General features: G+C 72.5%; 12 protein-coding genes. 9 read left to right on the top strand and 3 right to left on the bottom strand.

Going from position 1 to position 12,434, the window contains the following annotated elements:
- Positions 1-63: 63 nt before the first annotated feature.
- Complete coding sequence (locus tag C593_RS0109930) at positions 64-1,449, bottom strand: MDR family MFS transporter (RefSeq protein ID WP_018847145.1); 1,386 nt, start codon at positions 1,447-1,449, stop codon at positions 64-66.
- 188 nt (positions 1,450-1,637) lie between these two features.
- Here C593_RS0109930 and C593_RS0109925 point away from each other — a divergent pair, with 188 nt between their 5' ends.
- On the top strand, positions 1,638-2,396 hold the full coding sequence (locus C593_RS0109925) for a phosphoglyceromutase (protein WP_018847144.1): 759 nt from the start codon (positions 1,638-1,640) through the stop codon (positions 2,394-2,396).
- A 270-nt stretch (positions 2,397-2,666) separates the two neighbouring features.
- Positions 2,667-2,918, top strand: coding sequence for a DUF6332 family protein (locus C593_RS0109920; protein WP_051093666.1), 252 nt, complete (start codon positions 2,667-2,669; stop codon positions 2,916-2,918).
- A 140-nt stretch (positions 2,919-3,058) separates the two neighbouring features.
- On the opposite strand, the gene phoU is transcribed toward C593_RS0109920, so the two are convergent.
- Entirely contained in the window at positions 3,059-3,736 is a 678-nt protein-coding gene (phoU, locus tag C593_RS0109915; RefSeq protein WP_018847142.1) for a phosphate signaling complex protein PhoU, read from the bottom strand.
- Positions 3,737-3,937: 201 nt separating this feature from the next.
- On the opposite strand from phoU, the gene phoR reads away from it, so the two are divergent.
- Positions 3,938-5,254, top strand: a complete 1,317-nt coding sequence (phoR, locus tag C593_RS0109910; protein WP_018847141.1) for a two-component system sensor histidine kinase PhoR — start codon at positions 3,938-3,940, stop codon at positions 5,252-5,254.
- Between the two features lie 5 nt (positions 5,255-5,259).
- The gene (phoP, locus tag C593_RS0109905; protein WP_020610279.1) at positions 5,260-5,931 is read left to right on the top strand and encodes a two-component system response regulator PhoP; all 672 of its coding nucleotides are present in this window, start codon (positions 5,260-5,262) and stop codon (positions 5,929-5,931) included.
- Positions 5,932-6,095: 164 nt separating this feature from the next.
- On the opposite strand, the gene C593_RS0109900 is transcribed toward phoP, so the two are convergent.
- A complete protein-coding gene (locus C593_RS0109900) occupies positions 6,096-6,788 on the bottom strand; it encodes a hypothetical protein (RefSeq protein ID WP_018847139.1) in 693 nt (230 codons plus the stop codon).
- A 611-nt stretch (positions 6,789-7,399) separates the two neighbouring features.
- Here C593_RS0109900 and C593_RS0109895 point away from each other — a divergent pair.
- From C593_RS0109895 to rlmB, 5 genes are all read left to right on the top strand, one after another.
- Positions 7,400-7,882 carry a CarD family transcriptional regulator gene (locus C593_RS0109895; RefSeq protein ID WP_003953493.1) on the top strand — a complete coding sequence of 161 codons (483 nt, stop codon included), beginning with the start codon at positions 7,400-7,402 and terminating at the stop codon, positions 7,880-7,882.
- A gap of 433 nt (positions 7,883-8,315) precedes the next feature.
- Positions 8,316-9,053, top strand: coding sequence for a 2-C-methyl-D-erythritol 4-phosphate cytidylyltransferase (gene ispD / locus C593_RS0109890; protein ID WP_026277545.1), 738 nt, complete (start codon positions 8,316-8,318; stop codon positions 9,051-9,053).
- On the top strand, positions 9,043-9,558 hold the full coding sequence (gene ispF / locus C593_RS0109885; RefSeq protein ID WP_037745192.1) for a 2-C-methyl-D-erythritol 2,4-cyclodiphosphate synthase: 516 nt from the start codon (positions 9,043-9,045) through the stop codon (positions 9,556-9,558). Before ispD ends, ispF begins: the two co-directional genes overlap by 11 nt.
- Positions 9,559-9,780: 222 nt before the next feature.
- Positions 9,781-11,184 carry a cysteine--tRNA ligase gene (cysS, locus tag C593_RS0109880; RefSeq protein WP_018847136.1) on the top strand — a complete coding sequence of 468 codons (1,404 nt, stop codon included), beginning with the start codon at positions 9,781-9,783 and terminating at the stop codon, positions 11,182-11,184.
- 97 nt (positions 11,185-11,281) lie between these two features.
- Complete coding sequence (rlmB, locus tag C593_RS0109875; RefSeq protein ID WP_018847135.1) at positions 11,282-12,232, top strand: 23S rRNA (guanosine(2251)-2'-O)-methyltransferase RlmB; 951 nt, start codon at positions 11,282-11,284, stop codon at positions 12,230-12,232.
- Positions 12,233-12,434: the final 202 nt, after the last annotated feature.

Genomic DNA, 12,434 nt, shown 5'->3' with positions numbered 1-12,434 from the left:
GTTCGGCGGGGGCTTGGCCGGGGCACGGCCGGGTAATCGGCAGGGACCCGGCCGGGGCGATCGCTAGGCGATCGCGCCGAGGTCCTTCCGCGCCGCCGGAGACGCCGAGTCCGGGGCCGCCGAGTCAGGAGACGCCGAGTCCGGGGCCGCCGGGTCCGGGGCCGTCGCCTCCAGGGGCTCGTCGGCGGGGGCGCGTTCCTCGGCGAGGACGTGCTCCTCCGCGGGCAGGCCGCGCAGCACCAGCGCGTAGCCCACCGCCCCCACCGTGCCGATCACCGCGCACAGCCCCCACAACCACGCCGACCCCCAGGTGTCGACGACGTATCCGGCCATCAGCGGGGCCACCAGCGCCGCCGCCGACCAGGACAGCGAGTACATCCCCTGGTAGCGGCCACGGGCGTGCACGGGCGAGAACCGCACGACGAGGCTGGTCTGGGTCGGCGCGTTGACGATCTCGGCGAGGGTCCACACGGCGACGGTCAGCGCGTAGAAGGCGAGCGAGGACCCGGCGAACGCGGTGAGCCCGAAACCGTAGCCCGCGACGAGGGCGGACAGCACCAGCAGCCGGCCCGGGTCGCGGTGCTCGATGAACCGGGTGACGGGGATCTGGAGGATCACGATCAGCAGGCCGTTCACGGCGACGACCAGGCCGAAGTCGGAGCTGCTGAACCCCTCGGCGGCCATGGCCAGCGGCAGGCCCATGTGCCCCTGCATGAAGACCAGCGCGACCAGGAACGACAGCCCGACCACGGCCATGAAGCGCCGGTCCCGCAGTACGGTGCCGAGCCCGGCCCCCGCGTCCTTGCCGGCGCCCGTGACCGCGCCGGTGGGCCCGCCCGCACCCGCGGGCCTCTCGGGCCGTGACTCCGGGAGCTTGACGAACACCACGATCGCGCAGGCCAGGGTCATGGCCGCCTCGCCGAGGAAGCCGACGAGATAGCTGTACTCGGCGATGAACCCGGCGGCCACCGAGGACACCGCGAAGCCGAGGTTGATCGCCCAGTAGTTGAGTGAGAAGGCCCGCACCCGGTCCTCGGGCGGCACGATGTCGGCCATCATCGCCTGGACCGCCGGCCGGGAGGCGCTGCCCGCCGCGCCGACCACGAAGGCGACGGCGGCGATCGCGGCCGGCTGCTGGACGAAGCCGAGGAGGGCGACCGAGAGCGCGGTCGAGGTCTGCGCGATCAGCAGGGTCGGACGGCGTCCGAGCCGGTCGGCCATCACTCCGCCGCCGAGCGAGGCCACGACCCCGCCGAGACCGTGCAGCGCCACGACGAGACCGGCGAAGGTGGCCGGATATCCGCGTTCGATCGTCAGGTAGAGGGTCAGAAAGGTGGCCACGAAGCCGCCGAGGCGATTGACGAGGGTGCTCGTCCACAGCCACCAGAACGCCGGGGGGAGCCCGGAGACGCTCTGGTCCACGGCACGTCGCACGGCGGCGATCGACATACGGGTCCCCCACGGGTGTAAGCGTCCGGATCGGCATCCGCACGTTACGAGCGCGGGGGTCCCGGTCGCCACCGGATTGACGCCGACCGTCAATCGTCCCGTCCGCCGCAGCGGCCGCCGTCCCGGCCTCCGTTCCGCTCCTCGGGCACACGCGCGGGGCGCGGGAGGCGTCGATTAGGCTCGGGCCCATGGCCGACGCACCGTACAAGCTGATCCTCCTCCGCCACGGCGAGAGCGAGTGGAACGCGAAGAACCTGTTCACCGGCTGGGTGGACGTCAACCTCACGGAGAAGGGCGAGAAGGAGGCGGTCCGCGGCGGTGAGCTGCTGAAGGACGCCGGTCTGCTCCCCGACGTGCTGCACACCTCCCTCCAGAGGCGTGCCATCCGCACCGCGCAGCTCGCCCTGGACTCCGCCGACCGCCAGTGGATCCCGGTCAACCGCTCGTGGCGCCTGAACGAGCGCCACTACGGCGCCCTCCAGGGCAAGGACAAGGCGCAGACGCTGGCCGAGTTCGGCGAGGAGCAGTTCATGCTCTGGCGCCGTTCGTACGACACCCCGCCGCCGCCGCTCGAGGACGGCGCGGAGTTCTCCCAGTCGGACGACCCCCGCTACGCCTCCATCCCGAGCGAGCTCCGCCCGCGCACCGAGTGCCTCAAGGACGTCGTCGAGCGGATGCTGCCGTACTGGTACGACGGCATCGTCCCCGACCTCCTCGCCGGCCGCACGGTCCTGGTCGCGGCCCACGGCAACAGCCTCCGCGCCCTGGTCAAGCACCTCGACGGCATCTCCGACGAGGACATCGCGGGCCTGAACATCCCGACGGGCATCCCCCTCGTCTACGACCTCGACGAGGACTTCCACCCGGTCAACCCGGGCGGCACCTACCTCGACCCGGACGCGGCCGCGGCCGCGATCGAGGCGGTCAAGAACCAGGGCAAGAAGTAGCCCGACGGCACGACGAGGCCCCCGACCTGCGGTTTCTCCGCCGGGAGGGGGCTTCTGTGCTTCTGTCTGGATGGCGTCAGGCGCGTGTACGCGCGGAGTGTGCCCCCAGGCCTGGAGGGGGGCCGCTCTCGCGGGGCAGCCCCCCTCCCGGAGTGCCCCCGGAGGGGGTCTGTCCGTGGTCCGGAGGGGCTCGCCCCCGGAAGCATTGCCTCCGGGAGCGGGTGGCCGGTAGCTGTGAAGGGGACGGCGGCGATGGAGGGGGAGAGGCCGATGGCTGGGCGGCGGAGTCAGGGGGAGCGGGACGCGGTGACCGTGGAGATCGGGTTCGCCCTGGTGTCCGGGGTGTTCCTGGCGGTGGTTGCCGGGCTGGTGCTCGCGAGTCCGATTCTGGTGCTGGGGCTGGGCGAAGGTGCCATGCGAGGCGCGGGGGTCGTCGCGGGGACCGGGGCCGGGGTGGTGCTGGTGTGGCGGGTCGTCGCGGTGCTGCTGCGGTTCGAGCGCGGGCGGCGGCGCCCGGGGTAGGCCGCCGGCCCCCGGGGTAGGGCGGCGGCGCCCGGTGTAGGGCGGCGGCCCGGCAGGGCGCCCGGGGGTGGGGCGGTGACCACCCCGGTAGGGCAACCGGGGCGGCGCGCCGGGCCGGTCCGGCCCGGCGCGCGTCCCGGCTACGCGCCCTCGACCGGCGTCGGCTGCTGGAGCTCGTCCGCGTGCTCGCCCGTCACCAGGTAGACGACCCGCTTGGCGACCGAGACCGCGTGGTCCGCGAAGCGCTCGTAATAGCGGCCGAGCAGGGTCACGTCCACCGCCGTCTCGATGCCGTGCTTCCAGCGGTCGTCCATCAGGTGCTGGAAGAGCGTGCGGTGCAGCAGGTCCATCTCGTCGTCGTCCTGCTCCAGCTGGAGCGCGAGGTCGACGTCCTTGGTGATGATCACCTCGGCGGCCTTCGCCATCAGCCGCTGCGCGAGCTGGCCCATCTGCAGGATCGTGGCGTGCAGGTCGTTCGGCACCGCGCGGTCCGGGAAGCGGAGGCGGGCCAGCTTGGCGACGTGCTGGGCCAGGTCGCCCGAGCGCTCCAGGTCGGCGCTCATCCGCAGCGAGGTCACCACGATCCGCAGATCCGTGGCCACCGGCTGCTGCCGGGCGAGGAGCGCGATCGCCCGGGCCTCCAGGTCGTGCTGGAGGTCGTCCACCTTCTGGTCGGCGGCGATCACGCTCTCGGCGAGCTTGAGGTCGGCGTCGAGCATGGCCGTCGTGGCGCGCCCGATCGCCGACCCGACGAGTCGGGCCATCTCGACCAGGCCCTCGCCGATCGAGTCCAGTTCCTCGTGGTACGCGTCCCGCATGGGAAGTCCCTCTCTTGTTCGGGCCGGGGTCCGGGTGGGGCTCCGAGACCCCTACGCTCCCACGTTCGGTTCCCGAGTGGTCCGGACAGTCCCCCGCAAATGAACCGGCACCGTCCCCTCGGTGAACTCTGGGCGACGACTGTTCGAGGTGCCACCCTTACGGCTGGGAGGGTCCCCGGCGACCCGCATAACCTGGTGAGCATGGACGTGAACGCGGCAGTCGCCGCAGCCGCAGCGATTGCCGGTCTGTGCACCGGTGTCATCGCGGTGCTGGCGTTCCGCTGGAGCGAACGCGAACAGAAGCGCCCCACCCGCAGCTCGCTCCACACCGACGCGGTCCTGCCCCCGGGCGTCGACACGGTCCTGTCCGTGCTCCGCTCCTCCGCGGTCGTCCTCGACGAGTCCGACTCGGTCGTCAAGGCCAGCTCCGCCGCGTATGCGCTCGGGCTGGTCAGGGGCGGCAAGCTGGCCGTGGAGCCCATGCTCCACATGGCCCGGGACACCCGAAGGGACGGCGAGATACGGCAGGTCGAGCTGGACCTGCCCCGCCGCGGCACGGGTCGCGGCGAGGCGCTGGCGGTCTCCGCCCGGGTGGCGCCCCTCGGGTCCCGCCTGGTCCTCCTCCTCGTCGAGGACCTCACCGAGGCCCGGCGCATAGAGGCGGTTCGGCGCGACTTCGTCGCCAACGTCAGCCATGAGCTCAAGACCCCCGTCGGTGCGCTCAGCCTGCTGTCCGAGGCGGTCATGGACGCCTCCGACGACCCCGAGGCGGTCACCCGCTTCGCCGGCCGGATGCAGATCGAGGCGACCCGGCTCACCAACCTGGTGCAGGAGCTGATCGACCTCTCCCGGGTGCAGAACGACGACCCGCTGGAGGACTCCGAGCCCGTCCGCGTGGACGAACTCGTCGCGGAGGCCATCGACCGCTCCCGGCACGCCGCCTCCACCAAGCAGATCACCATGGCCGTCGGCGGGGCCGCCGCTCCGGGCGGGGGCGGCACGGACGGCATCGGCGGCGGCGACCTGCGGATCTGGGGGAACCGGGGCCAGCTTGCCGCCGCCCTCGGCAACCTCGTCGAGAACGCCGTCAACTATTCGCCCGACCGCACCCGTGTCGGCATCTCCGCCCGCCGGGTGGCCGCGCCCGGCGGCGTCGCGGGCGGCGGCTCGGGGACGCACGTCGAGATCGCGGTGACCGACCAGGGCATCGGCATCCCCGAGAAGGACCGCGAGCGGATCTTCGAACGCTTCTACCGCGTCGACCCCGCCCGCTCCCGCGCCACCGGAGGCACCGGCCTGGGCCTCGCCATCGTCAAACACGTGGCCGCCTCGCACGGCGGGGAGGTCACCGTGTGGAGCTCCGAGGGCCAGGGCTCCACGTTCACCCTGCGGCTGCCCGAGGCGGCCGCGGCCCGAGACCGTTCGACCCACGGACCGGACCGCGCCGAACAGGACGACGACCGGCCTTACGACACCGATCCGACCAGTGAGATCCCAGCCCCGGAGGTCCTTCCGTGACCCGAGTGCTCGTCGTCGAGGATGAGGAATCCTTCAGCGACGCCCTGTCCTACATGCTCCGCAAGGAGGGCTTCGAGGTCGCGGTGGCGACCACGGGGCCCGAGGGGCTCGACGAGTTCGAGCGCAACGGCGCCGACCTCGTCCTCCTCGACCTGATGCTCCCCGGCCTGCCCGGCACCGAGGTGTGCCGCCAGCTGCGCGGCCGCTCCAACGTCCCGGTGATCATGGTGACCGCCAAGGACAGCGAGATCGACAAGGTCGTCGGGCTGGAGATAGGAGCCGACGACTACGTCACCAAGCCGTTCTCCTCGCGCGAGCTGGTGGCCCGCATCCGGGCCGTGCTGCGGCGGCGCGGCGAGCCCGAGGAGGTCACCCCGGCGGCCCTGGAGGCCGGGCCGGTGCGGATGGATGTGGACCGGCACGTGGTCACGGTCTCCGGCGGCAAGGTGGACCTCCCGCTGAAGGAGTTCGACCTGCTGGAGATGCTGCTGCGCAACGCGGGCCGGGTGCTGACCCGGATGCAGCTCATCGACCGGGTCTGGGGCGCGGACTACGTGGGGGACACCAAGACCCTGGACGTCCACGTCAAGCGCCTGCGCGCCAAGATCGAGCCGGACCCGGGCGCGCCCCGGTACCTGGTGACGGTGCGCGGGCTGGGCTACAAGTTCGAGCCGTAGAGACGGCCGGTGGCCGGGCGCGCGCCCGGCCGGGGTGAGGTGTGAGCGACGAGGGGCGGCCACCGCGTGATGCGGTGGCCGCCCCTCGGGCGTTCGCGGACGCGACGGGTACGGCGGGCGCGAGGGGCACGGCGGGCGGGAGGGCCCGGCGTGCCCCGCGGCCGTCAGTTGCCGGTGCCGGCCTCGGGCGTGGTGTCCGCCCCCGGAGTGGCGCCGGTCGCCGGGTCGGCCGCCTCGCCGCCCGCGGACTCCGGGGACGCGCCGTCGGCCGGGGTGCCGGAGGGCGAGCCGGACGGGGTGCCCTCGGGGGTCTCGGCGGGGCTGGCGGCCGGCGGCTCCGGCAGCGTGCTGGGGCCGAAGTCCTTGAAGTAGTTGGTCGCGGGGACGACGAAGGCCATCATGCGCACATCGCCCGTCTCGCTGAAGCGGAACAGGATCTCCTGCACGCCGCCGTCCTGCACGGCCTCCCGGCCGTCGGTGATCACGGCCGAGGCGTTGCCCTGGCCGCCGATGATCAGGCGGCCGCCCGCGGGGACGGTGAGCGGGCCCGAGCCGCTCGCCGGATTCAGCTCCACCTCGGCGTTCGAGCCGGGCAGGGTGATCGACTCCAGGGTCTGCGCCTCGGTGCCGTCGTTGAAGACGGTGACGGCGATGACCGCAGGGCCCTCGGCGTCGGGCTTGGGCTGCGTGATGACGGTGCCGTTCTGCAGCTTCAGGCTGTCGACGGCGGTCGCGGCGTTGTCCGGCCGGACCCCGAGGGTCTGCGCGTTGTTGCCCGCACCGCAGGCGGAGAGCGAGGCGATCGAGAAGACGATGGCAGCGCCGGCAAGGGCACCGCGTCGAAGGCTGCGGCTCACGGCGGCGGCATCTCCTTGGACGTACGGACTGCGGACGGGTGGGGTGACTGTCACCGGCCCGAACCGGACGGGGGCGTCAGTTCCGGCTCAGGTTACCGAGTGCCCGGTCACGCCCCGCACCCGACCCGCCCTTTGCCGTCACCCGCGGCCCGCGGCCAAGAAGCGGGGAGGGCCGGCGGCGAGGCGGGTGGGACATACACACGCCGTTCACAAATCCGGGGGGTTGATCAATTTCCGGGATGCCCGCCGTTTTCCGCGCGAATAGCCCCGGGAGGCCCCCGGAGGTCAATGGTGATCAATTCCGGATTCACCGGCGCGTACGCCCGTACGAGTGATCGATGTCCGAACGGAGTAGTTGATCTCGACGTTCAAGAACCGGGCAAATCAGGACGTTCAGCCACTTGGGTCGGGCCGGCGCGGTGTGTAACGTGTGCGTTTCTGTGCCCCCGCGCAGCCGCTCCGACCTGCGGATACCCCCTCCCGGAAGCCGGTCGCAGCACGTCCCGGTCTGTGTTGTCAAGCCCCGAGATATGCCCTGACCTGCGAAAACGCCATTCAGAACCCGCTGTTTCCGTGTTACCCTGGATAGCCACGGAAGGGGTACCTGTCACATGACGTTCAAGGTTGGCGACACCGTGGTCTATCCCCATCACGGGGCCGCGCTGATCGAGGCCATCGAAACTCGCCAGATCAAAGGCGTGGACAAGACCTACTTGGTGCTCAAGGTCGCCCAGGGCGACCTGACGGTTCGTGTACCGGCTGACAATGCCGAGTTCGTGGGCGTGCGCGATGTGGTCGGTCAGGACGGGCTGGACCGGGTCTTCGAGGTGCTGCGTGCACCCTACGCCGAGGAGCCGACGAACTGGTCCCGTCGCTACAAGGCAAATCTCGAGAAGCTCGCCTCCGGCGATGTCATCAAGGTCGCCGAAGTGGTGCGCGACCTGTGGCGCCGCGAGCGCGAGCGCGGGCTGTCCGCCGGTGAGAAGCGGATGCTCGCGAAGGCGCGCCAGATCCTGGTGAGCGAGCTCGCCCTCGCGGAGAACACCAACGAGGACAAGGCCGAGGCCCTGCTGGACGAGGTCCTCGCGTCCTGACGCACCATTGATGCCGCAGTGCCCGACGGCACACCGGGAAACCCGCCAGGAAATCCGGTCCGCCGTCGGGCACTGCGGCATGTTCGCGACGCTGCACCCGGATATGACGCCCGGATATGACACTGCACCCGCACATCGGGGCGCCCGGCACCCGGCCGGCCGCGTGCGGTGCCCCCGGACGCTTCCCTCGACGGGCACGCGCGGCACGCGCGGCACACCCGCCGGGAAGCCTGCTCCGGGCGCGCGGACGGGAACCGCTCGCACGCCCGGTGACGTTGCTCTGGTGTGCCGGGCCCGGGCGGATGGCGCAGACCGAGGTCACGGAAGGGTCCGGTCACGTGCCCCGCCCGGCACAACCCCCAACCAGCGGCCGGGGGTTCCCCCAGGCCATACCCATGTCGGCCGAGGAAACAAACCTGCCGGAGAGCAACCGATGCCAGACCAACCGCGCCCCCCTCGCACCGCGGCCGTGATCCCTGCCGCCGGCCGGGGCGTGCGCCTCGGACCGGGCGCCCCCAAGGCGCTGCGCACGCTGAACGGAACGCCGATCCTCGTCCACGCCGTCCGCGCCATGGCCGCCTCCCGGTCCGTGGCGCTCGTCGTCGTCGTGGCCCCGCCCGAGGGCGCCCCGGAGGTGAAGCGCCTCCTCGACGCTCACACCCTGCCCGAGCGCACGGAGTACCTGGTCGTCCCCGGCGGCGAGAGTCGCCAGGAGTCCGTACGGCTGGGACTCGACGCGCTGCCCGAGGGCGTCGACATCGTCCTCGTCCATGACGCGGCCCGCCCCCTGGTGCCCGTCGAGACGGTGGACGCCGTGATCGAGACCGTGCGCGAGGGCGCACCGGCCGTCGTGCCCGCGCTGCCGCTCGCCGACACGGTCAAGGAGGTCGGTCCCACCGCCGACGGCGGCCCCGAGCCGGTCGTCGCGACCCCCGCGCGGTCCCGGCTGCGCGCGGTGCAGACCCCGCAGGGCTTCGACCACGCCACCCTCGCCCGCGCGCACCGGACGGTGACCGGCGAGGTCACCGATGACGCGAGCATGGTCGAACAGCTCGGGCTGGGGGTCGTCGTGGTGCCCGGCCACGAGGAGGCGTTCAAGGTGACCCGTCCGCTGGACCTCGTCCTGGCCGAGGCCGTACTCGCCCGCAGGAGGGCCAACGATGGATTCTGAGCGTCCGCTTCCGCCCGGGGTGCCGGGGCTTCCCCTGGTGGGGATCGGCACCGACGTGCACGCCTTCGAGCAGGGGCGCGAGCTGTGGTGCGCGGGGCTGCTGTGGGAGGACTCCGACGGCTGGGGCCTCGCCGGCCACTCCGACGGCGACGTCGCCGCGCACGCCGCCTGCGACGCCCTGTTCTCGGCGGCCGGGGTCGGCGACCTCGGTGCGCACTTCGGCACCTCCCGCCCCGAGTGGTCCGGCGCCTCCGGTGTCACCCTCCTCGCGGAGGCGGCGCGGATCGTGCGGGCCGAGGGCTTCGAGATCGGGAACGTGTCCGTGCAGGTCATCGGCGTACGGCCCAAGATCGGCAAGCGGCGCGAGGAGGCGCAGAAGGCGCTCTCGGTGGCGGTCGGCGCGCCGGTCGCGGTCTCCGGCACGACCACGGACGGGCTGGGGCTGACCGGCCGGGCCGAGGGGCTGGCCGCGATCGCCACCGCGCTGGTGGTCCGCACCCGCTGACGGTCCCGGGCGTCCGGGGCACGGGACCGTGCCGCGGACGGGCACGGGTCCGTGCCGCAGGGCCGGGCCGCGGTGCCCCGGAGGCCCCGGTGCACGCGGGACGTTCCGGCGCACGGGCGCGGCGACGCCCGTGCGCGCCCCGGCCGGCGGGCGTGGCGAACTCCTCGCACGAGTTGTCCACAGGGGCGCTGGGCACTGCCGCGCGGCCACTACCCTTGATGCGTGACTATTCGCCTGTACGACACCAGCGCCCGGCAGATCCGTGACTTCACCCCCCTCGTGCCGGGTTGTGTCTCGATCTACCTGTGCGGTGCCACCGTGCAGGCCGCGCCGCACATCGGCCACATCCGTTCCGGCCTGAACTTCGACATCATGCGCCGCTGGTTCGCCTACCGCGGCTACGACGTCACCTTCATCCGGAACGTCACGGACATCGACGACAAGATCATCACCAAGTCTGTGGAGCAGGACCGCCCCTGGTGGTCCATCGGATACGCCAACGAGCGCGCCTTCAACGACGGGTACGAGGCCCTCGGCTGCCTCCCGCCCACCTACGAGCCGCGCGCCACCGGCCATGTCACCGAGATGGTCGAGATGATGCGCGGTCTCATCGAGCGCGGCCACGCCTACGAGGCCGACGGCAGCGTCTACTTCGACGTGCGCTCCTTCCCCGGGTACCTCTCCCTCTCCAACCAGGACATCGACGATCTGCGCCAGCCCGCCGAGGAGGGCATCACCGGCAAGCGGGACCCGCGCGACTTCGCGATGTGGAAGGCGACCAAGCCCGGTGAGCCGGACTGGGAGACGCCCTGGGGCCGCGGCCGTCCGGGCTGGCACCTGGAGTGCTCGGCGATGGCCCACAAGTACCTGGGCCCCGCCTTCGACATCCACGGCGGCGGGCTCGACCTGATCTTCCCGCACCACGAGAACGAGATCGCCCAGGCCAAGGCCTTCGGCGACGACTTCGCCCAGTACTGGGCGCACAACGCCTGGGTCACCATGAGCGGCGAGAAGATGTCCAAGTCGCTGGGCAACTCGGTCCTCGTCTCCGAGATGGTCAAGCACTGGCGCCCGATCGTGCTCCGCTACTACCTCGGCACCCCGCACTACCGCTCGATGATCGAGTACAGCGAGGAGGCGCTGCGCGAGGCGGAGTCCGCGTTCGCGCGGATCGAGGGCTTCGTGCAGCGGGTGGTCGAGAAGGCGGGCGGGGCGGTCGCCCCGGCCGGCGAGGTGCCGGTCGCCTTCGCCGAGGCGATGGACGACGACTTCGGCGTCCCGCAGGCCCTCGCGGTCGTCCACACCACCGTCCGCCAGGGGAACTCGGCGCTCGCCGCCGACGACAAGGAGGCGGCCGTCGCCCGGCTCGCCGAGGTCCGGGCCATGCTCGGGGTCCTCGGTCTGGACCCGCTGGACGAGCAGTGGGCCGGCCAGGGCGCGGACCGGGGCGACGACCTGCACGGCGTGGTCGACACCCTGGTGCGGCTGGTCCTCCAGCAGCGCGAGGCGGCCCGCGGCCGGAAGGACTGGACGACCGCCGACGCCATCCGCGACCAGCTGAACCAGTCCGGCCTGGTCATCGAGGACGGCGCCGACGGTCCCCGGTGGACTCTCGGGTCCCGCTGACACCCGGCGATGTGCCGCCCGGACCCCCGGGCGGCACACTTCATTGCATACACACTTTTGTTTGAGCGAGCTTCACAGAAACAGGTAGGTCGAGGTCATGGCCGGAAACAGCCAGCGCAGGAACCGCCGCACGTCCAACAAGAAGGGCGCGCAGGTCGGCAGCGGTGGCAACCGGCGCCGCGGCCTGGAGGGCAAGGGGCCGACCCCGCCGGCCTCCGCCCGTAAGGGGCACGTCAAGAACCGGATCGCCAACGCCAAGGCCAAGCAGGCCCAGCGGCGGCCCGTGGCCCGCCGGGGCGGCAAGGGCACCAGCGAGATGGTCGTCGGCCGGAACCCGGTCTTCGAGGCGCTGCGCGACGGCGTGCCCGCCACCACCCTGTACGTGCAGCAGTTCATCGACAACGACGAGCGGGTCCGTGAGGCCCTCCAGCTCGCCACGGGCCGCGGCACCATCAACATCATGGAGGCGCCGCGCCCCGAACTGGACCGGATGACCAACGGGCTGAACCACCAGGGCCTGGTCCTCCAGGTCCCGCCGTACGAGTACGCGCACCCCGAGGACCTGGCGGCGGCCGCGTTCGACGAGGGCGACGACCCGCTGATCGTCGCGCTCGACGGCGTCACCGACCCGCGCAACCTGGGCGCGGTGGTCCGCTCCGTGTCGGCGTTCGGCGGGCACGGGGTGGTGGTGCCCGAGCGGCGCGCGGCCGGGATGACCGCGGGCGCGTGGAAGACCTCGGCCGGCACGGCCGCGCGGACACCGGTGGCCCGGGCCACCAATCTGACCCGGGCGCTGGAGTCGTACCAGAAGGCCGGTCTCACGGTGGTCGGCCTCTCCGCCGACGGGGAGACCGAGGTCGGCGAGCTGGAGGCCCTCGGCGGTCCGGTCGTGGTGGTGGTCGGCAGTGAGGGCAAGGGCCTGTCCCGTCTGGTTGGCGAGACCTGCGACTTCCTGGTGCGCATCCCGATGCCGGGCGGCGCGGAGTCGCTGAACGCGGGTGTCGCGGCGGGCGTGGTGCTCTACGAGGCGGCCCGGCGCCGCGCTTGAGTGTCCCGCGGAGGTGGAGGCCCGGCGCCGCGTCCGAGCGGGCCCGCAGGGGAGGTTGCGCCGGCGCCGCGCTCGAGCACGGCCGGAGCGGATGCGGCCGGGCCGGTTCCGCTTCGTGGCCGGGCGGTGTCCGAGCGGGTCCGGTTCCGGGTCCGGTTCTGGGTCCGTACGGTCAAAAAAGCACAAGAGGCGCTCTTGACGG

This window comes from Streptomyces sp. CNT372, assembly GCF_000377145.1.
This window is presented reverse-complemented; position numbering and strand designations above follow the sequence as displayed.

Excerpts from the sequence above, each read along its gene's own strand:
- ispD (WP_026277545.1), top strand. The coding sequence starts at position 8,316 with ATGCCAGACCAACCGCGCCCCCCTCGCACCGCGGCCGTGATCCCTGCC.
- C593_RS0109930 (WP_018847145.1), bottom strand. The coding sequence starts at position 1,449 with ATGTCGATCGCCGCCGTGCGACGTGCCGTGGACCAGAGCGTCTCCGGG.
- C593_RS0109920 (WP_051093666.1), top strand. The coding sequence starts at position 2,667 with ATGGCTGGGCGGCGGAGTCAGGGGGAGCGGGACGCGGTGACCGTGGAG.
- rlmB (WP_018847135.1), top strand. The coding sequence starts at position 11,282 with ATGGCCGGAAACAGCCAGCGCAGGAACCGCCGCACGTCCAACAAGAAG.
- phoU (WP_018847142.1), bottom strand. The coding sequence starts at position 3,736 with ATGCGGGACGCGTACCACGAGGAACTGGACTCGATCGGCGAGGGCCTG.
- phoR (WP_018847141.1), top strand. The coding sequence starts at position 3,938 with ATGGACGTGAACGCGGCAGTCGCCGCAGCCGCAGCGATTGCCGGTCTG.
- ispF (WP_037745192.1), top strand. The coding sequence starts at position 9,043 with ATGGATTCTGAGCGTCCGCTTCCGCCCGGGGTGCCGGGGCTTCCCCTG.
- C593_RS0109925 (WP_018847144.1), top strand. The coding sequence starts at position 1,638 with ATGGCCGACGCACCGTACAAGCTGATCCTCCTCCGCCACGGCGAGAGC.
- C593_RS0109895 (WP_003953493.1), top strand. The coding sequence starts at position 7,400 with ATGACGTTCAAGGTTGGCGACACCGTGGTCTATCCCCATCACGGGGCC.